Raw genomic sequence first — 24,418 nt, 5'->3', positions numbered from 1 at the left:
ACCGGCGCTCGCAGACAAGTCGGTTATCCGGCGGCGGGCTCGTGCCTGGCCGGCTCTTCTTCCCGACGGATGCGGAACCAGGCCACATAGAGTGCCGGCAGGAACAGCAGCGTCAGGACGGTGCCGACGACGATGCCGCCCATCATGGCGTAAGCCATCGGTCCCCAGAAGATCTCGCGAGAGATCGGGATGAGAGCTAGGGTGGCCGCCGCCGCCGTCAACATGATCGGCCGCATACGATGTTCGGTCGCCTCGATGACGGCAAACCATGGAGGCCGCCCCTCGCTTCTGAGGTGCTCGATCTGCACCACCAGGATGACTGAGTTGCGGATAAGGATGCCGATCAGCGCCAGGATGCCAAGGATCGCCACGAAGCCCATGGGCGAGTTGCTGATGAGCAGTGCCGATGCCACGCCGATCAATGCGGTCGGAGCGACAGCAAACACCAGGAACAGCCGGCTGAAGCTCTGCAACTGGAGCATCAGGATAGTCGCCATGGCAAACAGCATGAGCGGTCCAACGGCAACGATCGGCCCTTGCGATTTTGCGCTCTGCTCGACGGCGCCGCCATCGACGATGCTGTAGCTGGGAGGGAGCGTCTTGCGGAATTCGTCGACCTTCTCCTTCAGATCCTGGACGATGGTCGCAGGTTGCGTCGGACCGACCACCGCTGCCTTGATGATGATCGTTGGCACACGGTCGCGCCTCCATATCTCCGGCTGTTCCAGCTCATAGTGGAAGTTGGCAACCGCCGACAGGGGAACGGAGTTGCCGCTGGTACCGGGGAGCTGAAGATTTTTCAACGTCTCGATCGAGCCGCGATCAGCACCCTGAGCCCTGCCGATGACGTCGATCAGGTAGATATCGTCCCTGATCTGCGTGGCCGAAGACCCCTGCACGACGCTGTTCAGCGCAGTGGCGATATCGGCGGATGTCACGCCCAACTGGCGGGCCTTGTCCTGGAGAACGTCAACCTTCACCACGCGCGAAGGTTCGTTCCAGTCAAAGGTCATGTTGCTCAGCAGCGGGTGGTTGCCGACGATGCTGGCAAACCGTTGGGTGATGTCGCGCAGCTGCTGGATGTCCGGGCCGCTGACACGATACTGGACAGGCTTTCCGACGGGAGGACCGATGTCGAGCAGCTTGACGAATGCGTCGGTGCCTGGGAACGTCTTGTTCAGATAGGCCTGCAGCTTGGTGCGCACCTGGTCGCGCACCTCGACGCTCTTGGTCACGATCACCATCTGGCCGAACGACACGTCGGGGGTCTGGACGTCAAAGGACAGGATGAAGCGCGGTGCGCCCTGGCCGACGTAGCTGGTCCAGTGCGAGATATCGGTGTTGCCGACAAGCGCTTCCTTCTCGAACTGCGCCATCTGCCTATTGGTCTCGGAGATCGAGCTGTTATGCGGCAGGTTCCAGTCGACGACGAGTTCCGGGCGGTCTGACGATGGAAAGAATTGCTGCTGCACGATGCCCATGCCGCCGACGGAGAGTGCAAAGGCAATCACGGTCAGGCCGATGGTGATCCAGCGGAAGCGCATGGCGAGCCGCAGCAACCAGGAAAACGTGCGTGCGACGCGACCTTTGTTGTCGTGGTGGGACTTCAAGGTCTTTGGCAGGAATGTGACGCCGAGAAGCGGCGTGAACACCACGGCGACGATCCAGGAGACCACCAGGGAAACTGCAATGACGACAAACAGGGTGAAGGTGAATTCGCCGGCAGCACTGCTGTTCAAGCCCACCGGAATGAAGCCGGACACAGTCACCAATGTCCCGGTCAGCATCGGGAAAGCCGTCGAAGTGTAGACATAGGTCGCGGCCGTCTTCAGGTCGTCGCCCTCCTCGAGGCGGGCAACCATCATTTCCACCGCGATCATCGCATCGTCCACCAGCAATCCGAGGGCGATGATCAGCGCGCCGAGCGAAATTCGCTGCAGCGAGATGCCGCTGTAGGACATGACGAGGAAGGTGATCGCCAGCACCAGAGGGATCGAGATCGCCACCACCAGGCCCGCGCGGGCGCCAAGGCTGATGAAGCTGATGGCAAGAACGATGACGATGGCTTCAAACAGCGCACGTGTGAAGCCCGATACCGCTTCGTCGACGACTGCCGGCTGATCGGAAACGCGTGCCACGTCCACGCCGATTGGCAAGTCGGCGATGATGGCATCCATCTTCTGATCGAGACCCTTGCCGAACTCCAGGAGGTTGGAGCCGGCGCGCATGCCGATCGAGAGGCCGATTGCCGGCTGTCCGTTGTAGCGGAACAGGGCCGAGGGTGGGTCGACATACCCGCGCTTGATCGTGGCAACGTCCGAGAGTGGGAAGAAGCGGTTGTTGACACGAAGATTGATGGATTTCAGACTCTCTTCAGACGTGAACTGGCCACCGACGCGCAACGCGATCCGCTCCGGCCCGGCATCAACGAAGCCGGACTGGGTGACAGCGTTCTGGTTGGAAAGCGTATCGATGATCGACTGGCGATCGATCCCCAATGCTGCGATCTTGCGGGTCGAGAACTCCAGGTAGACGACTTCGTCCTGCGCCCCGATGACATCGACCTTTCCGACGTTCGGGACGGTCAGGATCCTGGAGCGGGCGGTCTCGACGAGATCGCGCAGCTGCCTCTGGGTCAGGCCGTCGCCCATGAAGGCGTACATGTTGCCGTAAACGTCGCCAAATGTATCGTTGAAGGTCGGTCCCGTGACACCGGAAGGGAAATCGCCCTTGATGTCGGCGATCATGTTGCGAACCTTGACCCAGATCCCTGCAACATCCTTGGCCTTGGTGGTATCGAGCAGATCCACGAAGACGGTGCTTTGCCCGGCTGTGGTCTCGCTACGCGTGACGTCGAGCGCATCCAGTTCTTCGAGTTTCTTCTCGATGCGGTCGGTGACCTGCCGGCTCATCTCGTCGGCCGATGCACCCGGCCACTGGGCCTGGATGATCATCGTCTTGATCGTGAAATTCGGATCTTCCTCGCGGCCGAGATTGATGTAGGAAAACACACCGGCGATCACGAAGACGATCATGAAATACCAGACGAGCGAACGGTGCTCGAGCGCCCAGTCGGAAAGATTGAATTTTTTCACGGATTTTCACCTTGATCGATCCGGACAGCCTGGCCGTCGCTCAGTTTATGAACTCCGGCGACGACAACGCGTGCGCCAGGATTGATGCCGCCCGTGACCTTCACGGAGCCGCCGTCGACGACAGGTCCGTCAAGCGTCACCGGATGAAGGGAGACCTTGGCCGCAGCCGTATCGACGAGCCAGACATTCGGCTTGTCGTCTTTCAGCAGAATGGCCGAGGACGGCAGCACTATGAACGGCTGGGAAGGAATGGTCGCCGACGCCGTGATCACCGAGCCGATGCGAAATGCGTCGGGCGGGTCGATGAGCGTGATTTTCGTTCGGCTTGTGCGGGTCAGCGACTCGGCCTCCGGGGCGACCTCGCGGATCACGCCTTTGGCGACCACGGTCGGATCGAGCTGCAGCGCCACTTGGAACGGGGCTCCCACGGTGAGCTTGCCGAAGCTTGCTTCCGGGATATCGATCACCGCATCGCGCTGGTCGGGGCGAGCGATCGTCACGACGCTCGATCCGGCGGAAACCACCTGGCCGACTTCGGCCGAGGTTGCCGTCACGACGCCATCGAACTCGGCATGCAGCTTGGCGTAGCCGAGTTGTTCCTGCGCCTTGTCGAGACTGGCCTGCGATTTACCGACACCGGCAATGGCGCTCTTATAGGCCTGAACCGCCTCGTCGAGCGATTCCTGGCTTCCCGACTTGCTGGCCGCTAGAGCGCGCTGGCGCTCCTGGCTGGACGCGGCATTGGCAAGCGTTGCCTGGCTGTTTGCCAGATCGGACTGGGCGCTCCTGACCGCAAGTTCGAGCGAAATCGGATCGATCGCGGCGACGACATCACCCTTTTTGACGAGGTCGCCGACGCTGACGTTGCGGGCGATGACCCGGCCGAGCACGCGAAAGGCGAGCTGCGTCTCGATCCTGGCTTCCACCGTGCCCGGCAGCGAAAGCGTGGACGCCTCCGAGGACTTGGCGACGATGGAGAGCACCGGACGGATGGGCTCCTGGTGGGCTTCCTGCTTTTCGCAGGAGGTCAGCATGGCCAGCCCGAGAATGGGTAAGACGTAATGGCGGAAATTCATTGGGCGGCGCCTTTACCGTAGGAAACGACCTGGTCGGGACGCAGGAACTTGGTGCCATCGACGACGATTATGTCGCCGGGCGCGACGCCCTTGATGACGCCGAATTTCCCCGTTCCGTAAGTGGAGACATCGATGGGACGCATGGAAACTTTCGAGGATGCGGGGTCGACCACCCAGACAGCCGTATGCCCGGCCTTGGAGGCCATTGCAGACCATGGAAGCTCGATCATCGGCTCGGCCTGTGAGCGGAACGTTCCTGCAACCGGTGCTCCCAGTGGCATCGTCGGAGCATTTTCGAGGCCAACCTTGACCTTGATGGTCCCCGTCGTGGAATCGATCGTAGGCGAGATCTCGCGTATCGATGCCTCGACATGGCGGGTCGGGTCGGAGAGCAGCGTGATGGTGACCTTGTCGACGGGCTTGTTCTTCAGGAAAAGCGACTCGTAGACGTTGAACACGGCATCGCGCGGCCCGTCATGCGCAAGCGTGAAGACCGCGGATGCTGCCTGGGCGACCTGACCAACTTCGGCATTCCTTGCGGTGATCACGCCATCGGAGTCAGCCCGCAACTCTGTATAGGAGAGAGCGTCCTGCGCTGTCTCGAGCGAGGCCTGGTCGGACTTGGTGGTCCCCTGTGCCGTCAGTAGCGTCTCCTGCGCCTGGTCGAGCGAGGCCTTGGTGGTCACCTGCGTCTTGAAGAGGTTGAGCTGGCGCTGGTAGGCGAGCTGAGCTTGCGTCTCTACGGCCTGCGCCGATTCAAGGGTGGCCTTTGCCACCGCCAGATCGGCCTTCTGCTCGGCGGGATCGATCCTTGCCAAAACCTGTCCAGCCTTGACGGCCGAACCGACGTCGACGAGCCGCTCGATAATCTGTCCGCTCACCCGGAACGAAAGGTCGCTCTGGACGCGTGCGTCTATCTCGCCGGTAATGGAATTGCTCGCGGCAATTGGCGCGGTTGAAGCGACGACCGTCTCCACCAGCTTCGGTTTGGCCTCGCTGCTCTGCTGCTTGTCGCAGGAGCACAGCACGGCGGCAGCCGAAGCCAGCAGCGCGATGCTAAAAACGCTTTTCATGAAGTGGCCTCTTGTTATCAGTCTCCGCTTGATATAATTGACTAACTCAACAGTCAATGGATTTTTGCACCAAATTTCCACAGACAGTTAAGCAGAGAGACATACAAATGACTAATGACTAATGAAGTAAAAATCACCCGTGCCGAGCAAAAAGCACGGCGGCCGAAGCAAATTCTCGATGCTGCTTTCGAAGAGTTTGTCGAGCGTGGCTATGTTGCGACGCGGGTTGAAGACATTGCGGAACGCGTCGGAGTTACGAAGGGGACGATATACGTCTATTTTGAAACGAAGGAGGAGTTGTTCTCAGCCATGATCAACCACATCTCCACGCCTTTTGAAGATATACTGACAAGCGGTAGGAAGCTCGAGGGAAACTGTGAAAATCGCCTGCGGACGCTGATCGAGATCCTCTACGACAATTTTCTCGGGAGCCGGCGGATGCGGGAACTCCTGCGCTTTGTGATTGCAGAAGGCACGCGCTTTCCCCACGTGATCGACGAGAACCACAGGCGGTTCATCGAACCGCTGATAAGCTTTGCCCAGTCCATCATCGATGAGGGCCAGCGCAACGGCGAGTTCAAGACCGGACCTGCCTCGACGGCCGAAGTCGTGATGTCGCCCATCATGCTGGCCATGGTTTTCAGGCTGATCTTCGACGATCGACGCGCATTCGACAGGGAGACCTCTCTCGCGGCGCATTTCGACATGATATTCAACGGATTGCTGCCCCGCTAACCCAGACACCACACGCATGGGCGAAAAAATGCCAACGCGCCGACCTTGTCGGATCAAGCCAAACTCTGTACTCGAGAGTCGAACCGAACGGTTCGGTTCGATCAATTCGTGAGATAGCTTCATGATTTTTCCCCGCGCGGCCTCCCCCGCCATCCTCCTTCTTCTCGCCGGCTGCGTGAGCGGTCCTGATCACAAGCCGCCGGTGATGCCGCTGCCTCCTACTTTCTCGGAAGGGACCACGAAGGCCAACGAAGACATCGCTGGCCGCCAGTGGTGGACGGCCTATCACGACAAGAAGCTCGAGAGCCTCGTCGCCACCGGCCTCGCACAGAACGTATCGATCCTGTCGTCGATCGAGGCCACGGTCGCCGCCCAGGGTGACGTCACGGTTGCCGGTGCCGGCGCCCTTCCCAGCCTTTCGGCGGATGGGTCGAACACCACCAGCGGCGAAAAAGGCAAGCTACGCACCCAGTTGGCCACCACGAACTCGACTGCCGGCGACCTGACGGCATCCTGGTTGCTCGATCTTTTCGGCCAGTATCGCCGCGCCCGCGAAGGGGCACTCGACTCGCTCGACGCCGCCTACGCCACGGTCGACGTCACGCGGCTGACCTATCTCCAGGATCTGGTGACAAGCTATATCAATGCCCGCTATTATCAGGCGCGCATTTCCATCGCTGCCGATAGTCTCGCCTCCCGCCGCAAGACGCTGGAGCTGACAAAGTTCCAGATGGTTGCGGGAGCGGCCTCGCGCCTGGACGTAGTACAGGCCGAAGGTCTCGTCAATTCGACGCTTTCCGAAGCGCCGGGCCTCGAAATCAGCTACCGACAGCAGGTCCATCACATCGCGACATTGCTGAACATGCCCCCGACAACCGTCATTGCCGACATGCGCAGTGGAGGCAGGCAACCTGTCTTCCGCGGCAATGTCGCCACCGGCGTTCCCGCCGACCTCATCCGCAACCGCCCGGACATCCGCAAGGCAGAACGGGACCTCGCAGCAGCAACGGCGCAGATCGGCGTCGCCGAAGCCAAGCTCTATCCGAGCATCTCGCTCAGCGGCTCGATTTCGCCCTCCCATGTCACATCCAGCGGATCGCATGGCAGTTTGACCTCATGGTCGTTCGGGCCGACGCTCAATCTTCCGATCCTCGACGGAGGTTCGCTGCGCGCCAACGTCGAGATCGCCGAATCCAACGCTCGGGCCGACTATTTGACATGGAAGTCCACGGTGCTGACTGCCGTCGAAGACGTGGAGAATGCACTTTCGGCTGTCCGTCGCGATGCACAGACGATCTCCGCCCTGCGTGCCCAGGTCAATTCCTACCAGGAGGCCCTGCAGCTCTCGACCGATAGCTATAAGGACGGCGCGTCGTCTCTGTTGAACGTCATCGACGCCCAGCTTTCGCTTGCGACCGCAAAGGAAAGCCTGGCTGCCGCAATCCAGCAGAGCGCCACCGATTACGTGTCTTTGAACGTTGCGATCGGCGCGGGATATGCGGGTACCGACAAGGGCCCGCGGACATAGACGACCGCTTTTGCAGGAGCCAACCATGACTGAACTGGACCAAGGAACCGTGCTTGACGTCGCCATCGGCCTTGACCGGATAACCGCGCTGGTTGTCGGCGTTGTCTGCGACACCATCCCGTCGGCCTTCTCGGACGACAAATTCACAATTGTCGAACTCAGCGTGCTCCGCCATCTCGTCATCTCTGGCCCCACGACCTTTGATGCGCTGAAGAGAACGGCGTCGGTCACGGACGAGTTGTTGACGGAAGTCATGTGGTCGCTGTGCGACGGCGGCAGCATTGCCGATGAGAACGGCCGGCTTTCGCTCACCGAAAAGGGCGCTGAAAACCTGCGGCGTCTGCAGGCCTCCACCACAAGCGCCTATGTCGATGCCCTCCAGGATGTCCCGCCCGATATCTTGAAGGGCTTGGCGAAATCGCTCGGCGAAGTGCTGAGGCATGTCCCTCCCCACCCGCCGGCCAACGCCTCTGCCAGCGACAGACCCGGCTGTTAAGACCTGCAAAGGACCAACCGATGGCAATGACCAAGTGCGGTCTGCGGGGCAACAACGGGGCAGCGCCGCGTAACCGCAAGCGCAGTTCGGCGCGGATCCTGTTGAGCACCGTGATTGTCGCTGCCGTGGCCGGCGCTGTCTTGTTCCCGGCACCGATGTTGCTTGACGTCCTCAAGAAAGCTGCGGCACTGACGGATGTTCTCTTGACGAAAGTGATGTGGTCGCTATGGGTCGGCGGTAGCATAGCCTCAGGCGACCACAGCTCTTTCGTCAGTGATAAAGGCATCGATGAACGCCCCTTATTGCGGGTATCCGTCGAAGCGCTCAGCGGGCGCAATCAGCCGCTGGCAAGCAGCCCCGTTATCATCAGCATCTAAATTCTGGAAAGGACGACCCCATGGACACCGGCAAGGGCGCAAAGCCCGAAAACGATAGGCGAAAATCGAAATGGTTGGTTGCGGGCACCTTGATGGTGGCATCAGCTGCCATCGGATGGTGGCTCGCAGGTCCGACATCGGACGACAACAATGCCTCGCAGATCCTCGCCACCGCGCCGCCCGCCGACACCGCTGCATCAGGCACGCACGCCGCGACCAATCCGTGAATTCGTCACGGGATTGCTGCGAGAGTCTCTACCGGGCACGAGAGAAGCATCTTCCTCTCAGCCACCGGCCCTAGTTGCGCCAGTCCGCCGCCTTGCCGAATTCATTAACGGGCAGCGTGGCGCCGAACGTCCAGATGCGTGGGCATTCCACTTCTGAAAGCCGCTGCCTGCACCACGTCTCGAGATCGGATGAAAGTTCCTCTTCGGCACAGCTCGAAACGGGGACGACGAACGCCTTCAGGCGAGCGCCGGCCGGCATCTGCGCGACGCGCACCGACGCCGCCTGTACCTTGGGATGCTGCTCCAGCACGGCCGCGATACGCTGCGGCCAGACATTTATTCCACCGATCTGAAAGCCGCCATCGCGCCTGCTGCCGACGGTAAACGCCCGGTCGGTTATCCTCTCCAAGGCATCTGGAACATCATGGATCGCTCCATCCCAACGACGCAGCCTCACGCCCGAAGCCGTATTCCCGCGACCGTTTTCGAAACTCCAGAGCGGCATCAAGGTGTATCGATCGGATGGATGCCGGCGCCAGCCGATCCCCGCCGTCTCGCTCGATCCGTAAAGTTCGGTCATGCCGCCAAGCCCGCGATCGATCAGGGACGTCATCAGCGGAGCGGGGCATGGCGCGGTAGACACGACACCTTCGACGTCGGCGACCCAGGTGGAGACAGTGCGATCGATTGCCGCCCACCTGTCTGGAAAGGAGACGACAAGGTCTCCCGGCAACAGCCCTTTGTTCAGAAATCGTGGAGATGAGGTCGCGCCGGAGATGACATCCACAGAAAGCCGGTCGGCGAGGAAGGCAGTCAGCAGGCAACCGTAGATGTGATGCGCCGGTGCGAGCGCAATGATGCGGCGGCGCGAGGTGAAAAGGCCGGCAAGAAATCCAGCCTCCCCGTTCAGCACAGCAGCGCCATGCACGCATCTCTTCGGCAGGCCTGTCGAGCCCGACGTCAGGAAGGTCATCTTCGAAACACCGTCCGCCCAGGCGGCCTCGATAGCATCGAGCCAATCGCCGAACGTGTCCATTGCGGTCGGATCGAGATCCTGCTCGCCTTCGTAGAGGTGAAACATCTCGTTGATGGCAGACCCGACCATCATCATTTCCAGCGAATCCAAGCCAAGGCCTGCGTTGTCGTCGCGCCCCAGGGACAGGTCCTCGGACCATGACCCCGCAGTGGAGGCTCTCACGCTGCGGGCTCCGCTTGACCGGTTTCTCGCGCTCTTCACCTCCGCCTCGATCAGGCTTTGCAGAACGCGGGCAGTCGCAGCGCGGCTGAGCATGAGGATCAGGCCAACACGGTTTTCATAGGTGCGGATTCCGTCCGGTTGCGGCCCGCGCGCTTGGCCCTGTAGAGCGCTCCGTCGGCAGCGGCAAGCAGTGCTGCCGCACTTCCGACTGACAAGGGACCGGCTGCACAGCCGAAGCTTGCCGTAACCTTCAGCAGCGAATCTCCGACACTCACGGGCACGGAAGCAATGGCGATCCGGACGCGCTCGGCGATTTCGACCGATTCCTCCAGAGACGTGTCGGGCAGGAGGATTGTGAATTCCTCGCCGCCGATGCGCGCGAACGTGTCGCCGGGCCGCATCATTGTCTGGCATGCGTTGGCCACCGAACGCAGCACATCGTCGCCGACGCTGTGGCCGTAGCTGTCGTTGATCCGCTTGAAGTGGTCTATGTCGAACATGAGGATGGCGAAGGATCGTCCGGAGCCGCGACTTAGCACATACTCTTTTTCGGCAGCTTCGAAGAACGCACCGCGGTTGTAGGCGCCGGTCAGGTGGTCGGTTCGCAACAGCCGCTTGAGTTCCAGCATATCCGTGTCACGCCGCTCCACCTTGCGCATGATGACGGTGTATCCCTGGATCGACGTGTCGCTGCTAGCCGTTTTGTCGGCGCATACGGCGATGAGGCTCTGGCACCAGTAACGCTCGCCGTCGCGTCGCAGGCCCCAGCCTTCGTCGATATGCCAGCCGTCCCTTCGTGCGTGTTCGAGGCGACGGTCCATATAGGCCCCCTGTCCGCCCGGCTGCGGCTCGACCAGATCGCCAATCGGCATCCCCTCCAACTCGAACGCGTCGAAGCCGGTCTGCTCCAGAAGGGTGGAATTTACCGCATCGATCACGCCATCCGTACCAAGCGATGCGACGCCGAAATCCTTGACACCCTCCAGCAGCGACCCGAACCACGTCTCGGCTTCCCTCAGCCGTCGCTCCTGGCGGACCTGAAGCGACACATCGGTCAGCGTCACCACGTAACGCTCGTCCTTCAGCTTGACGATGGTGCAGTTCAGGATGCGCTGCTCGTCGGGCTTGTCGGCGGCTATCGGCCCAGCGTAAATGCGGTGGTTATCGCAAATCGTTCCCCGCCTGCCGGCAAAATCCTGGATCAGCGAGCGCAATTCGGGAGCCGTGTTTTCAAACACCGTCAGCAAGTTTGTCATGATGCCGTCTGTCGCCAGCGGTATGACGAGTTTCATGGCAAGCGGGTTCATCAGGTTTATCGCGCCGTCGCGCGCCATGTCGACAAGGCCGACGGGACATGCGTAGACGAATTGCAGAAGCTTTTCGTATTCGATCTCTTGCGACTGTTCCATGACGGTGCCCGATCAGCGCAGTATCAGAATGTATCTCAGCGCCAAATCCGACCCTTTCAGCAGGCGAAGCCGAACAGGGGTGGGACGCATACGCAATGTCAGGACATAAGGAATGATGTCGTCGATCTGATCTTCGTCCTCGAACCGTTGCGCGACCAGAAAATTATTCATGCACTGGGCAATTTCATCGAAAAAGTCCGAACCCAGGACGGTTTCCCGACGAAGTCCGGCAAGAGATGATTCCGTCGCATTATAGCGTTCGACGATACCGTCTGCATTGAGGCCGACCACCCCGAATGCGAGGCTGTCGAACGTCGTGTCATCCATCTTTTCCAGAGCCAGCCCAGAAATACCTTCGAACGAAGCCGTCACCCTTGATCCCCACTCTGTCACATGGCCCCGTCGGAGCCAGCCCTGCAGAAATTAGCAGAACCTCCAAAGTGGTGGAATATCGTAAATCGACAAGAAGTGAAAACACAAACACTTAGCGGCCTCCGTGACGATCCGGGCGCCCTTAGGGATCGCGTCACAACCATGGCGGAAACACCGGCGCGGCGCTGCGCCATCCAAGGGTGCAATTGACATCAGGGACTTGCCTCAAGCCGACCGATAAGTGTCGCCGGTGGCAGCCAGACTCTTCTGCTGCAAATCATGCCAGCGTTCGAACTCGCGAGGCTTCAGCGGCTTTGCAAAGAGATAGCCCTGCGCCTCGTCGCAATGGATGCCGGCAAGAATGTCCCGGGCTTTCCTGGTTTCCACACCCTCGGCGACGACGCGGTAGCCGAGGTCGTGGCTGAGGGAAATCATCGATCGCACGAGGTTGCGCTCGCGCGTTCCGTCTTCCAGGTTTCTGATGAAGGACCGGTCGATCTTGACGACGGTTGCCGGCAGCAGCTGGAGATAGGACAAGCTGCTGTAGCCGGTGCCGAAATCATCGATGGAGAGACGGATGCCGGCCTCCGCCAGAGAGCGCAGCTTTTCCATTGCCTTTGCCGCGTCCTTCATGATCGAGCTTTCCGTCACCTCCAGCTCCAGCATCTCAACCGAAATTTCGTGGCGACGCAAAGCAAGACCGACCTGCTCGGCAAAGTCTTCCTCTTCCAGATTGGCTGCAGAGACGTTGACGGACAGCGGCATATGCAGGCCGGTGTCCTTCCAGGCCCTTGTCTGGCGAAGGGCAGCATCCAGAACCCAGGCTGTCATTTTCCGCACATGCGGCGAATGCTCGACGATCGCCACAAACTCGCCGGGCGAGACGGCGCCAAAGTCCGGGTGGCGCCAGCGCAACAGCACTTCGGCCGCCACGCAGCGACCACTTGCAAGATCTATGCGCGGCTGGAACACGACCGACAATTGATTGTCTGAATCGAGAGCCGTGCCGAAATCCTCCAGCAACCGGAAGGCGCGTTCGTGCTTGGCGTGGCTGGAGGCCGAAAAAAGGCTGACCCGGGCCTCGGTGCTACGTGCATCCTGGGCGGCACTGTTCAATTGCTGCAAAAGTTCCGCCGGGATGATTTTCCTGGCGATAAACGGCGCAACACCCATCACCGGCGTCATCACGAACCTGAGGCTCAATCCAGCTTCAATCTGCGCCAGCATAACGCCAAGTCTGGCAAGATATTTTTGTTTTCGGACCGCTTTCGGAGCGATGAAAGCGAATTGCGTCGATGACACGTGATAGGTGGTTCTTGCGTGGCCGAGGGACAACCGGATGATCCGTCCGGCCTCCCGAATGCAGGTGTCGACATGGGCCGGACCCATCACCCGCGCGAGCGTATCGATCTGCGCGCTATCGGCAAGATCGACCAGAACGGCAAAACGTTGAAGCCCGCTGGCATCGTCCAGTACGAGGTCGGAAAGGTCGTCGAAGAACTGCACCCGGTTTGGCAGACCGCTGATCGGGTCGATCCGGCCGATGGAATGCTGCAGTTCGATTTGCGACATTACCATCGCGGCGAGGTCCCGCAAGCCCGAAAGCTCTTCCTCCGTCGCGGTGCGCGGCTCCGTTCCAAGGACGCAGAGGGCGCCGAGGCCGTGCCCCTCGCGCGTTATCAAAGGGGCGCCGGCATAGAAGCGAATGCCGCTTTTACCAAGAACGCTTTCCCGGTAGCAACTGTCCCCTGCCATATCCGGAATGACCAACAGGTCCTTGGATTCCGCCACTTGCGCGCACGGCGCGCGATCCCGAGGAATGGAGTCGTGATCGACGCCGACGCGGGATTTGAACCATTGCCGATCGACGTCTGTCAGTGACACGGCAGCGATCGGTAGGTTGAAAATTTTGCTTGCCATTCGCGTTATGCGATCAAAATTTTCACTGGCTGGCGTATCGAGAAGCCCGAGATTGTATAGCGCCTCGAGGCGCTCTTGCTCTGTTGAGTTTGTCATGGGAAATCTGTTCAAGCTGACGCTCCAATGCGTCTGATCACAAGCTAACACCTGTCGATTATCGATTACAGAAGAAAGCATATCTTATTTTAACAATGTGCCAGATGAGGCGCTTCACCGGCAATTCCAAGCATTTCATCGCCTATAGGCCTTGCTCCGGCCTGTCGGCGCCGGAGCCGCCGTTCCCTAACTGCCCCAGACAAACGCTTTTGCTTTGGCGACAAGGCTGCTAGAGGGCGGCGTTTTGAAGCAAGGAAAAGATTATGAAAATGCTGGTTCGCCTGATCCTCGTCATCGTCATCGCACTGGTCGCGACGGTCGGTTTTCGCTGGTATCGCTACGTCACCAACACCGACAGCCCCTATGATGAAGTCGGCATCACGCTCAATTCCTCCATGCCCGCCCCGATCAACGCCTGGGGCTGCGCGCGCCTGAAGACGACGTTTTCCAACAACCTGCCCCCATACGGCTGCGCCGCTGCCGACGGCAAGAGCTGGAAGTAGGCTCGGTCTTTTAAAACAAATAGTCATTTGCACCGTGCGCCCATCCAAGCGCGCTGCAGCATCTGCCGGGGCAGCCGATCCCGGCAGCACGCTTGAGCCGACCCGGCTCGGGCACATTTGCGGCCTAAGCGCTTAGCCCAATAATTATGCAATTTCATGGATGCACAAAAAAGCGCTTGACGCCTCGCTGCAACGTGGCTTGAATGGAACCAATCAAACATTGGTTCGCCTTGAGCTGGAATATAACCGTGAGCAACCTGCCGGAAAATTCGACCTATGCTCTGGAACGGCTGAGAGGCCTGCTGCACTCGGGCGAGCTCGATGCAGACGGCAAGCTGCCCACCGAGCGGGTGCTGTCGGAACAGTTCGACGTCAGCCGTCGCGCCCTGCGCAGGGCTCTCGAGGTGCTGGAGGCAGAGGGTCTGATCTGGCGCAAGCAGGGATCCGGCACCTATGCCGGACCGCGCCCCGATGGCTGGAGCGAGCACGTCGGCTCGATCGTCGCCAGCACCGATATTACGGAAATCATGGAAGTCCGCTTGCGGATCGAACCGCAATTGGCCCAGCTTGCCGCGATCCGCGCCAAGGACATTTCGATCAGGCGCATGTACGAACTGGCGGAAAAGATCTACCGCAGCGGCGATGCGGACGGTCGGGAATTGTGGGACGGCGCCCTGCACCGGCTGATCGCCCAGAGCGCCGGTAACCAGTTCTTCCTGACGATTTTCGACTTTATCAATCACGTTCGCCAGGACGAAGCGTGGCAAACCATTCGCGAATTGGCCCGCAGCAACAGCCGCACGCGGGAGCGGACCCACGATCAGCATCGGGCCATCATCGACGCGATCGCGGCACGCGACCCGATGGGCGCTGCCGAAGCGATGCGACAGCACCTTCTGCTGCTGCAGGAAAGCCTGGTCCGCGTCACCTCCTTCGACGCCCAACTGCCGGCACTGCGGCAAGAGGATGCCTGAGGCAGCATTGAGAATACCACAGATGGATCCGGCCTTGACCGGACCGCGCCATAAACAGGGGAAACAAAAATGAAAATCGCCAAATTTCTATCGCTACTCTCCATCGGCACCCTCTGCGCCCTGCCGGCGCTCGGTGCCGAGCTAAAAATCGGGCTGCAGGACGACGCCGATGTGCTCGACCCCGCCCAATCCCGTACCTTCGTCGGCCGCATCGTCTATACGGCCTTGTGCGACAAGCTGGTCGATGTGACGCCGAAGCTCGAGTTCGTTCCGCAGCTGGCGACAGCCTGGAAGTGGTCGGCTGATGGCAAGGAGCTGACGATGACGCTACGCCAGGGCGTCAAGTTCCACGACGGCACACCCTTCAACGCCCAGGCTGTCGTAGACGATATCCAGCGCAACAAGACGATGCCGGAATCGCGACGTAAGAGCGAACTCTCCTCCGTCACCAACATCGAGGCAACCAGCGAATACGAGGTGAAGTTCACGCTGAAAGCGCCGGATGTGACACTGCTTGCCCAGCTCTCCGACCGCGCCGGCATGATGGTGTCGCCCACAGCCACCAAGGCCGCCGGTGCAAAATTCGGAGATCATCCCGTCTGCTCCGGCCCGTTCAAGTTCGTCGAGCGGGTGCAACAGGACCGCATTGTGCTTGAGAAGTTCCAGGACTACTGGAACAAGGACAATATCTTCATCGACAAGATCACCTATCTTCCGATCCCGGACACGACAGTGCGCCTCGCCAATCTGCGCTCGGGCGATCTCGACATGATCGAGCGCGTTTCAGCCACCGATGTGGCGACGGTCAAGGGCGACCCCAAGCTCGCCTATGCCGACGCCGTCGGCACGGGCTGGCTCGGCATCTACGCCAACATCGGCAACGGCCCGCGCGCCAAGAACTCGATGGGTGAGGACAAGCGGTTGCGCCAGGCATTCTCGCTTGCCATCGACCGGGAGGCGGCAATGCAGATCGTCTTTGACGGCACGGCGCTGGCCGGAAACCAGCCGTTTTCGCCCAATAGCCCCTGGTTCGACAAGGATATCCCGGTGCCCGCCCGCGATGTGGACAAGGCCAAAGCCCTGATCAAGGCGGCCGGCTTTGAGCGCGTGCCCGTAGAAATCGCCGTCACCAACGATCCCGTCACCCTGCAGATGATGCAGATCATCCAGTCGATGGTCGCCGAAGCCGGCTTCGACGTAACGCTGAAGCCGACGGAATTCGCCACCCTGCTCGATGCCCAGACGGCCGGAAACTATCAGCTCAGCCGCTCCGACTGGTCGGGACGGGCCGATCCGGATGGTAACATCCAGCAGTTCGTTACCACCGGCGCCGGACTGAACGATTCCAAGTACAGCAACCCCGAGGTCGACAAGCTGCTGGTCGAAGCTCGCCAGTCGCAAGACGCCGCAGTCCGCAAGCAAAAATACAATGCGGCGCTCGCCATCCTCAACGATGAATCGCCGATCATCTATCTCGGCCATTCCGCTTGGATCTGGGCCTACAACAAGGCCGTCACCGGCTTTGTCCCCTCGCCTGATGGCATGATCCGCATGGTCGGCGTCAAGAAGAGCGGCTAATCGAGCCAGCCGCGCGGGGAACTCTCGCGCGGCCGATGCAAAAGGTTGGGATCGGCCATGTACACCTACATCGGAAAGAGACTGCTCGTCGCCATACCGACGCTCATCATCATCTCGATCTTCGTCTTTTCGCTGCAGAAGCTTTTGCCCGGCGATCCCGTCCTTGCCATGGCGGGCGAAGAGCGGGACCCGCAGGTCATAGAATTCCTGCGTGAGAAATACCGGCTGAACGATCCCGTCGTCTATCAATACGGGTACTGGCTGGGCGCGGTGCTCAAGGGCGACCTTGGCATCTCGCTGCGCACCAACCAGCCCGTCCTCACCCTGGTCGCCCAGAAACTGCCGGTGACCTTGCAGCTGGCCATCATGTCGATGATTTTTGCCGTCGTCATCGGCATTCCGATGGGCATCCTCGCGGCCGTCAAGCGCAACACGATCATCGACTTTTTCGCGAACATCATCGCGTTGTGCGGCCTGTCGATCCCGAATTTCTGGCTCGGCATCATGTTGATCCTGCTGATTTCGGTAAAGCTCGGCTGGCTGCCGGCCTCCGGCTACCAGCCCTTCTTCGACGATCCGCTGCAATCGATCAAGACGATGCTGATGCCCGCCTTCGTGCTGGGCAATGCGCTGGCGGCAACCCTGATGCGCCACACACGATCCTCCATGCTGAGCGTGCTCAGCGCCGATTACATCCGAACGGCGCGCGCCAAGGGTCTCAAGGAATCTGCCGTGGTATTGCAGCATACGTTTCGCAATGCGCTGCTGCCGATCATCACCGTCAGTGCCCTGCTGTTCGGCGAACTGCTGGCGGGCGCGGTGCTGACCGAGCAGATCTTCACCATTCCCGGCTTCGGCAAGCTGATCGTCGATGCCGTCTTCAACCGCGACTATGCGGTCGTCCAGGGCGTGGTGCTCTGCACCGCCGTGGGCTTCATTTTCATGAACCTGGTTGCCGACGTGTTTTCCGTCCTTCTCAATCCGAGACTAAGGGCCGCCCTATGAGCACGATCAACCCCGTCGCTTCCATCCCGGTTTCAACCGCCAGCCCGCGCTCGACCAACCGCGCATGGCGCAAGCTCAAAGCCAACAAGGGCGCGCTCATTGGGCTTGTCATCATCCTGTTCTTTGTCGTCATGGCGATTGCAGCACCCCTCCTGCCCATCCCCAATCCTATCGCCACCAGCTGGTCTTCCATCCGCAAGGCACCGTCGGCGGCCCATTGGCTGGGCACCGACGACATCGGTCGCGACATCCTTTCGCGCATGATCTGGGGCGCGCGGGCGTCGCTGATGGCCGGCATCTTCTCGGTGGCCATCGCAGTCGTCATCGGCGTGCCGCTCGGCCTTATCTCCGGCTATTTCGGCGGCTGGATCGACATGATCATCTCGCGTGTGACGGAAGCGTTTCTCGCCATGCCTTTCCTGATCATGGCCATCGCGCTTGCCGCCTTCCTCGGACCAAGCCTCACCAACGCCATGATTGCCATCGGCCTCTCCGCCATGCCCGTCTTCATCCGCCTGACGCGCGGCCAGGTGATGGCCGTCAAGACCGAGGAATATGTCGAAGGCGCCCGCTCGATCGGTCTTCGTCACTTCAGCATCATCACCCGCTACATCCTGCCCAACGTGCTCGCCCCGATCCTCGTACAGGCCACCCTAACCATCGCGACGGCAATCATTGCCGAGGCGAGCCTCTCATTCCTCGGCCTCGGCCAGCAGCCGCCGGCACCGAGCTGGGGCTCCATGCTCAACGTCGCCAAGAACTTTCTCGGCCAGGCGCCGTGGATGGCCATGTGGCCTGGAGCGGCGATCTTCCTCGTCGTTATCGGTTTCAATCTTCTCGGCGACGGACTTCGCGATGCCCTCGACCCGCGCGACGCCTGATTACTCTCAAAGGACTTTGCCATGAACGCTTTTACCACGCGCCCCGAGATCCTCGGCACCTTCGGTGTTGTCACATCCACCCACTGGATCGCCTCGGCGGTCGGTATGAGCATCCTGGAAAAGGGTGGCAATGCATTCGACGCCGCTGTTGCTACCGGTTTCGTCCTGCAGATCATAGAACCGCATCTGTGCGGTCCAGGCGGCGATCTGCCGGCGCTGATCTATTCGAAGAAGAAGGGCAAGGTGGAGGTGATCTGCGCCCAGGGTCCCGCCCCGGCCGGCGCCACCATCGAGCACTACACGAGTGAAGGGCTGACGCTCATCCCCGGCGATGGGCTGCTATCGACCGTCATTCCGGGCGCCTTCGACGGCTGGATGCTAATGCTGCGCGACTATGGCACGATGACCGTACGCGATGTTCTTGAGCCGGCTATCTATTACGCCGAGAATGGCCATCCAGTCCTTCCCCGGGTTTCGGCAACCATCAAGGGCCTTTCCCAATTCTTCGAAACGGAGTGGCCTACATCCCATGCCCACTGGCTTCCCGGCGGTTCTCATCCGGAGCCACATTCGAATTTTCGACAGCCGGCACTGGCCGAAACATGGCGCCGGGTTATCGCCGAGGCGGAAAGCAAGCGCGGCCGCGAGGCGCAGGTCGATGCTGCCCGAGACGCATTCTACAAAGGGTTCATTGCCGAGGCGATCGATGGCTACGTGCGCAACAATGCGGTGATGGACGCGAGCGGAACAAGGCACAAGGGCGTACTGACCGGCGAAGACATGGCCGGCTGGTCGGCGACCGTCGAGGCGCCGCAGACGTTCGACTATCATGGCTGGACGGTGGCAAAGACCGACACCTGGGGTCAGGGACCCGTCTTCCTGCAGGCGCTGTCGCTGTTGAAAGGCTTCGATATCGCCGCGATGGACCCAGCGGGCGCCGATTTCGTCCACACCGTCACCGAGGCGATGAAGCTCGCCTTTGCCGACCGCGAGGTCTACTACGGCGATCCCGATTTCTGCGACGTACCGCTCGACCACCTCCTGTCGGAAGCCTATGCTGCGGAACGTCGCAAGCTGATCGCACCCGAAGCCTCGATCGACCTGCGCCCCGGCAAGCTTGTGGGTTTCGAGGCCCAGTGGGAGGCGACGATGGCCATGCTGGATAACTCGGCTGCCAAGTCGGGCGCCGTCTACGAGCCGACCATGTCGCATCTGACCGAAAAGCGCGGCGACACCGTGCATATCGACGTGATCGACCGCGAGGGCAACATGGTGTCCGTGACACCCTCGGGCGGCTGGCTGCAATCGTCTCCGACCATTCCGGGCCTCGGCTTCTGCCTCAATTCCCGGGCCCAGATGTTCTGGCTGAAGCCTGGGCTGCCCTCGTCGCTTGCACCCGGCAAGCGGCCGAGGACCACCCTGACGCCGTCGATAGCACTCCACGAGGGCCGCCCGGCTCTGTCTTTCGGAACGCCCGGTGGCGACCAGCAAGACCAGTGGCAGCTGGTGTTCTTCCTGCACTACGTCCACCACAAGATGAACCTGCAGCAGGCGATCGACACGCCGCTGTTCCACACGACCCATTTTCCGAGCTCGTTCTATCCCCGCACCCGCGAGCCAGGCGGCTTGACGATGGAGGCGAATTTCGGGTCGGAGGTGCTGGAAGCCCTGCGCGCCAAGGGTCACCGGTTGACGGTTGCGGACGAGTGGACCGTTGGCCGGCTGACTGCGGCCGGACGCGACGCCTGCGGCTTGCTCCGGGCAGCGGCCACACCGCGGCTAATGCAAGCCTATGCAGTGGGGCGTTGATATGACCTGGTCCATCGTTACCCGCGATCCCGAAACCGGCCACCTCGCCATCGCCGTCGCCACGCGTTTTTTCGCGGTCGGCAGCATCGTGCCTCATATACGCGGGGGTGTCGGCGCCATCGCGACGCAGGCTTTCTCGAGCCCGCTCTATGGAACGGACGGCCTGATCATGCTGGCCGAGGGCAAGACGCCGCAGCAGACCATTGCGGCACTCACAAATCGCGACGACGGCCACGAGCAGCGGCAATTGCACCTGATCGACGGCAAGGGCCGCAACGCAGCCTTTACCGGGCGGAAATGCATCGATTGGGCCGGCCATCTCGTCGACGAGAACGTCTCCGTTGCCGGCAACATGCTGTCCGGCCCGCAGGTGATCGCCAAAACGCTCGAGACATTCAAGAAGACGTCCGGAGCGCCGTTGGCCGAACGGCTGCTGGAAGCGATGCAGGCCGGCGAAGACGCCGGCGGCGACAAGCGCGGGCGGCAATCTGCAGCGCTCGTGATTTACCGCGACCAGGACTATGCCTGGCTCAACATCCGCGTCGACGACCACGCCGAACCGCTCGCCGAACTGCGGCGTCTCTACGCCGTGGCAAAGGAGCGCTACCTGCCCGTCGCCGAAACAGCGCCAACCCGGGAGAACCCGAGCGGCATGATCGACCGCAGCGCAATCGATGCGGAAATTGCGCGGATGGAGGCCGAGCGCAAGGCCGCCGGGCTATCGTCGGCCTCCTTTGCCACCTCGCCGAAATCCGTTTGAAACTCGGCCGCCCATAGCAGATATCGAGGTACTCCATGACCAATACAGCCGCTGAGAAGACCATGACCGGTGCAGTGCCGGTGCTGTCAGTCTCCCATCTGACGACCTCTTTTCGCGTCGATGGCCAGTGGCGTTCGGTCGTCCGCGACATCTCCTTCGATGTCATGCCCGGTGAAACCGTGGCGATTGTCGGGGAAAGCGGGTCGGGCAAGAGTGTGACCTCGCTGTCGATCATGCGCCTGCTTGCTGCCAACAGCAGCCGGATCGAGGGCAGCATCCTGCTTGGAGGCCGCGATATCCTTTCACTGTCCGACAAGGAAATGAGAGGCGTTCGCGGCAAGGACGTCGCGATGATCTTCCAGGAGCCGATGACCTCACTCAATCCGATCTTTACCATCGGCCGCCAGATCTCGGAGGCACTCACCTGCCACGGCGATATTTCGAAAGCCGAGGCAAAGGCAGAGACCATTCGCCTCCTTGAGAAGGTGCGCATTCCCAACGCCGCCTCGCGCTGCAGCGAGTATCCGCACCAGTTCTCCGGTGGCATGCGCCAGCGGGTGATGATTGCCATGGCGCTGGCCTCGAGGCCGAAGCTGTTGATCGCCGACGAGCCTACCACCGCGCTCGACGTGACGATCCAGGGCCAGATCCTCGACCTCATCAAGATCCTGCAGGAGGAGGAAGGCATGTCGGTCCTCTTCATCACCCACGACATGGGCGTCGTTGCCGAAATTTCCGACCGCACCATCGTCATGTATCGCGGCGAAGCGGTCGAGAGCGGCGCGACCGACGATATCTTCCATCGCGGCAAGCATCCCTATACCCGGGCTCTCCTCTCCGCCGTCCCCCGCCTCGGTTCGATGGCGGACAAGGCCTGGCCGCTGCGTTTCCCCGTCGTCGATGCGGCCACCGGTGTCCTCCAGCAACCGGGCGAGGTGGCAGACACCGTCGATCGCCGCCAGACGCCGATCCTCGACGTCAAGAACCTCACCACCCGCTTCGATATCCATGGCGGCCTGCTGGGGCGAAAGACCGGCGCCATCCATGCGGTGGAAAACGTCTCGTTCGATCTCTTTCAGGGCGAAACTCTGTCGCTTGTCGGCGAAAGCGGTTGCGGCAAGTCGACCACCGGGCGCTCCATCATGCGTCTCATAGAGCCCGATGGCGGAGAGGTGCATCTCGACGGCTACGACGTGATGAAGCTGGATTCACTTTCCCTTCGCCAGATGCGTCGCAGCATCCAGATGATCTTCCAGGACCCGTTCGCCAGCCTCAATCCGCGCCTGACCATCGGCTTTACCGTCGCCGAGCCCGTGATCGAGCACGGCCTCGCTACCCGCACCCAGGCGCGCGACAAGGCGGCCGACCTGCTGGAACGCGTCGGCCTGAAGGCCGACATGATGAGCCGCTACCCGCACGAGTTTTCCGGCGGCCAGCGTCAGCGCATCTGCATCGCCCGTGCCCTGGCGCTCGATCCGAAGGTCATCGTCGCCGACGAGAGCGTCTCGGCGCTCGATGTCTCCATCAAGGCGCAGGTCTGCAATCTACTGATGGACCTGCAGCAGAGCCTGCACCTCGCCTTCCTGTTCATCTCCCACGACATGGCGGTTGTCGAACGCGTCAGTCACCGCGTCGCCGTGATGTATCTGGGTGAGATCGTCGAGACCGGACCGCGCGCGGCGGTGTTCGAAAACCCGCAGCATCCCTATACGAAGAAACTCATTGCGGCGGTTCCAGTCCCCGATCCCTCGCGCCGTGGCATCAAGCGGGATATGTCGACGGATGAGCTTAGAAGCCCGATCCGTGCCGTCGGCTTCGAGCCGCCTGTGCGCAGCTACCGCGAAGTGTCTGCCGGTCACCTCGTACGGCTCGACGAGCCCGCGTGACCGGCAGTTTGCGCAGACCCTATCTGGGGCCTGATGTCGTGATCGTCATGCGTCCTTCAGATACGGCGCGATCAGGCTGAGGTCGGCTTCGCTCAGACGGTCGGTGGCGGTGTTTTTCTGGTGCCAGTAAGGGTATTGCAGCCAGGGTTGGCTGACCTTGTCGAGCCCTGCCCGCTCCTCGTCGGTAAGCTTGAGTTCGGCAGCAGCAAGGTTGTCCCTGAACTGCGCTTCCGTGCGGCCGCCGATGATGACGGAGGTCACGCCCTTGCGGCCGATCAACCAGGCAAGAGCCACCTGGGCGGCAGACACGCCACGGCTGTCGCCGATTTCGACCAGCGCGTCGACGATATTCCAGAGGCGGTCTTCGTCGCGGATCGGCGGTTCGGTCCAGCCGGCAAACTGGCGCGTACCTTCGGGAGCTGCCTGATTGCGGCGATGCTTGCCTGACAGAAGACCGCCGGAAATCGGGCTCCAGATCAGGATACCGAGACCCTGGTCGATGCTGATCGGGATCAGCTCGTTCTCGGCGTCTCGGCTTTCCAGCGTGTAGTGGATCTGCTGGCTGACAAAGCGCTGGTAACGATCACGCTCGGCAACGCCAAGCGCCTTCATGATGTGCCAGCCGGAAAAATTGGAGCAGCCGATATAGCGGACCTTGCCCTGGCGCACGAGCGTATCCAGAGCCTCCATGGTTTCCTCGACCGGCGTCGTCCCGTCCCATTCGTGGACCTGATAGAGGTCGATGACATCGGTCTTCATGCGCCGGAGGCTGGCTTCGCAACCGGCGATCAGGTGCTGGCGGGAAAGGCCGCTGCTGTTCGGGCCATCGCCCATCGGGAAGCGCACCTTGGTGGCGACCAGCACATCGTTCTTGCGGGGCCCACCGATGATCTCGCCGAGAATTTCCTCGCAGACACCTTGCGAATAGGCGTCGGCCGTGTCGATCAGGTTGACGCCGGCATCGACGCAGATATCGACGAGGCGCCGCGCCTCGTTGACGCCGAGATCACCGACGGTCTTCGCCCAGCCGACACCGCCGAAGGTCATGGTGCCCATCGTGATCGTCGAGACTTTCAGGCCCGAATGGCCGAGTTGCCGATATTCCATTTCTCTCTCCCATTTTCGCGCCGGCAGCACTCGCCGGTCAATTTCGCACCAATTGAACCAATGACAACGCCGACAGTTGCAACCTTGTCGATGGCACACGCGACGGAATGCAAAGGACACCGGCCTGCTGGCGACGATGCGTGCATACCCTATCGCCAACGACCGAGCGCCGCCATCGCTGCAAAAATGAGAGCCCCGATCAAAACTCTGTGATACGGCGCCAAAACAACCTAGGGCGGCGAAAGAGATCACCGCCACCTTGCCAGAAATTCCTTCGGACGAACTAGAGGCGTGCCGAAAGTGAACATTACGA

Annotated in this window: 21 protein-coding genes; 13 read left to right on the top strand and 8 right to left on the bottom strand. The window is 61.1% G+C overall.

All coding sequences use genetic code 11. The features are described 5' to 3' along the window. Positions 1–23: 23 nt before the first annotated feature. Genes J5278_RS23905 through J5278_RS23895 form a run of 3 tightly spaced genes read right to left on the bottom strand, consistent with a single transcriptional unit; the run spans position 24 to position 5,244 of the window. Positions 24–3,095, bottom strand: a complete 3,072-nt coding sequence (locus J5278_RS23905) for an efflux RND transporter permease subunit (RefSeq protein ID WP_219258612.1) — start codon at positions 3,093–3,095, stop codon at positions 24–26. Then, positions 3,092–4,171, bottom strand: a complete 1,080-nt coding sequence (locus tag J5278_RS23900) for an efflux RND transporter periplasmic adaptor subunit (RefSeq protein ID WP_142831305.1) — start codon at positions 4,169–4,171, stop codon at positions 3,092–3,094. Before J5278_RS23900 ends, J5278_RS23905 begins: the two co-directional genes overlap by 4 nt. After that, positions 4,168–5,244, bottom strand: coding sequence for an efflux RND transporter periplasmic adaptor subunit (locus J5278_RS23895; protein WP_219258610.1), 1,077 nt, complete (start codon positions 5,242–5,244; stop codon positions 4,168–4,170). The genes J5278_RS23900 and J5278_RS23895 overlap by 4 nt, the downstream gene beginning before the upstream one ends. A gap of 114 nt (positions 5,245–5,358) precedes the next feature. On the opposite strand from J5278_RS23895, the gene J5278_RS23890 reads away from it, so the two are divergent. The 5 genes from J5278_RS23890 to J5278_RS23870 all read left to right on the top strand — a co-directional run bounded on the left by J5278_RS23890 (position 5,359) and on the right by J5278_RS23870 (position 8,607). Further along, the gene (locus tag J5278_RS23890; protein WP_142831343.1) at positions 5,359–5,979 is read left to right on the top strand and encodes a TetR/AcrR family transcriptional regulator; all 621 of its coding nucleotides are present in this window, start codon (positions 5,359–5,361) and stop codon (positions 5,977–5,979) included. Positions 5,980–6,100: 121 nt separating this feature from the next. Beyond that, positions 6,101–7,507, top strand: coding sequence for an efflux transporter outer membrane subunit (locus tag J5278_RS23885; RefSeq protein ID WP_219258608.1), 1,407 nt, complete (start codon positions 6,101–6,103; stop codon positions 7,505–7,507). Positions 7,508–7,532: 25 nt separating this feature from the next. Further along, entirely contained in the window at positions 7,533–8,003 is a 471-nt protein-coding gene (locus J5278_RS23880) for a hypothetical protein (protein WP_219258607.1), read from the top strand. Between the two features lie 20 nt (positions 8,004–8,023). After that, positions 8,024–8,380, top strand: coding sequence for a hypothetical protein (locus J5278_RS23875; RefSeq protein WP_209229624.1), 357 nt, complete (start codon positions 8,024–8,026; stop codon positions 8,378–8,380). A 20-nt stretch (positions 8,381–8,400) separates the two neighbouring features. Continuing rightward, positions 8,401–8,607: a hypothetical protein gene (locus tag J5278_RS23870; protein WP_143123244.1), complete on the top strand. Its 207-nt coding sequence runs from the start codon at positions 8,401–8,403 to the stop codon at positions 8,605–8,607. 70 nt (positions 8,608–8,677) lie between these two features. Here J5278_RS23870 and J5278_RS23865 read toward each other — a convergent pair whose 3' ends face one another. The 4 genes from J5278_RS23865 to J5278_RS23850 all read right to left on the bottom strand — a co-directional run bounded on the left by J5278_RS23865 (position 8,678) and on the right by J5278_RS23850 (position 13,506). Next, the gene (locus J5278_RS23865; RefSeq protein ID WP_219258605.1) at positions 8,678–9,805 is read right to left on the bottom strand and encodes a hypothetical protein; all 1,128 of its coding nucleotides are present in this window, start codon (positions 9,803–9,805) and stop codon (positions 8,678–8,680) included. A 98-nt stretch (positions 9,806–9,903) separates the two neighbouring features. Continuing rightward, positions 9,904–11,214, bottom strand: a complete 1,311-nt coding sequence (locus tag J5278_RS23860) for a sensor domain-containing diguanylate cyclase (RefSeq protein ID WP_219258604.1) — start codon at positions 11,212–11,214, stop codon at positions 9,904–9,906. A gap of 12 nt (positions 11,215–11,226) precedes the next feature. Continuing rightward, on the bottom strand, positions 11,227–11,586 hold the full coding sequence (locus J5278_RS23855) for a PAS domain-containing protein (RefSeq protein WP_202617198.1): 360 nt from the start codon (positions 11,584–11,586) through the stop codon (positions 11,227–11,229). A 225-nt stretch (positions 11,587–11,811) separates the two neighbouring features. Further along, positions 11,812–13,506: a bifunctional diguanylate cyclase/phosphodiesterase gene (locus J5278_RS23850; RefSeq protein ID WP_257623429.1), complete on the bottom strand. Its 1,695-nt coding sequence runs from the start codon at positions 13,504–13,506 to the stop codon at positions 11,812–11,814. A gap of 359 nt (positions 13,507–13,865) precedes the next feature. Between J5278_RS23850 and J5278_RS23845 the strand changes: the two genes are divergently transcribed. The 8 genes from J5278_RS23845 (at position 13,866) to J5278_RS23810 (ending at position 22,998) form a co-directional block, all read left to right on the top strand. Further along, positions 13,866–14,105, top strand: coding sequence for a hypothetical protein (locus J5278_RS23845; RefSeq protein WP_142831314.1), 240 nt, complete (start codon positions 13,866–13,868; stop codon positions 14,103–14,105). Positions 14,106–14,347: 242 nt separating this feature from the next. Next, a complete protein-coding gene (locus J5278_RS23840) occupies positions 14,348–15,079 on the top strand; it encodes a FadR/GntR family transcriptional regulator (RefSeq protein ID WP_257623475.1) in 732 nt (243 codons plus the stop codon). A 69-nt stretch (positions 15,080–15,148) separates the two neighbouring features. Next, on the top strand, positions 15,149–16,657 hold the full coding sequence (locus J5278_RS23835; RefSeq protein WP_219258601.1) for an ABC transporter substrate-binding protein: 1,509 nt from the start codon (positions 15,149–15,151) through the stop codon (positions 16,655–16,657). Between the two features lie 57 nt (positions 16,658–16,714). After that, positions 16,715–17,662, top strand: coding sequence for an ABC transporter permease (locus J5278_RS23830; protein WP_219258600.1), 948 nt, complete (start codon positions 16,715–16,717; stop codon positions 17,660–17,662). Then, positions 17,659–18,543 (top strand): ABC transporter permease, encoded by an 885-nt coding sequence (locus tag J5278_RS23825; RefSeq protein ID WP_142831318.1) that lies wholly within the window; start codon positions 17,659–17,661, stop codon positions 18,541–18,543. The genes J5278_RS23830 and J5278_RS23825 overlap by 4 nt, the downstream gene beginning before the upstream one ends. A gap of 21 nt (positions 18,544–18,564) precedes the next feature. Beyond that, positions 18,565–20,352 carry a gamma-glutamyltransferase family protein gene (locus J5278_RS23820; RefSeq protein ID WP_219258599.1) on the top strand — a complete coding sequence of 596 codons (1,788 nt, stop codon included), beginning with the start codon at positions 18,565–18,567 and terminating at the stop codon, positions 20,350–20,352. Between the two features lies 1 nt (position 20,353). Beyond that, positions 20,354–21,112, top strand: a complete 759-nt coding sequence (locus tag J5278_RS23815) for a DUF1028 domain-containing protein (RefSeq protein ID WP_219258598.1) — start codon at positions 20,354–20,356, stop codon at positions 21,110–21,112. A 35-nt stretch (positions 21,113–21,147) separates the two neighbouring features. Then, the gene (locus J5278_RS23810; protein WP_257623428.1) at positions 21,148–22,998 is read left to right on the top strand and encodes an ABC transporter ATP-binding protein; all 1,851 of its coding nucleotides are present in this window, start codon (positions 21,148–21,150) and stop codon (positions 22,996–22,998) included. A gap of 45 nt (positions 22,999–23,043) precedes the next feature. Here J5278_RS23810 and J5278_RS23805 read toward each other — a convergent pair whose 3' ends face one another. Continuing rightward, the gene (locus tag J5278_RS23805) at positions 23,044–24,105 is read right to left on the bottom strand and encodes an aldo/keto reductase (protein ID WP_219258596.1); all 1,062 of its coding nucleotides are present in this window, start codon (positions 24,103–24,105) and stop codon (positions 23,044–23,046) included. Positions 24,106–24,418: the final 313 nt, after the last annotated feature.

Origin of the sequence: Rhizobium sp. B21/90, assembly GCF_019355815.1 — a bacterium.
Classification (GTDB): Bacteria; Pseudomonadota; Alphaproteobacteria; order Rhizobiales; family Rhizobiaceae; genus Rhizobium; species Rhizobium rhododendri.
This window is presented reverse-complemented; position numbering and strand designations above follow the sequence as displayed.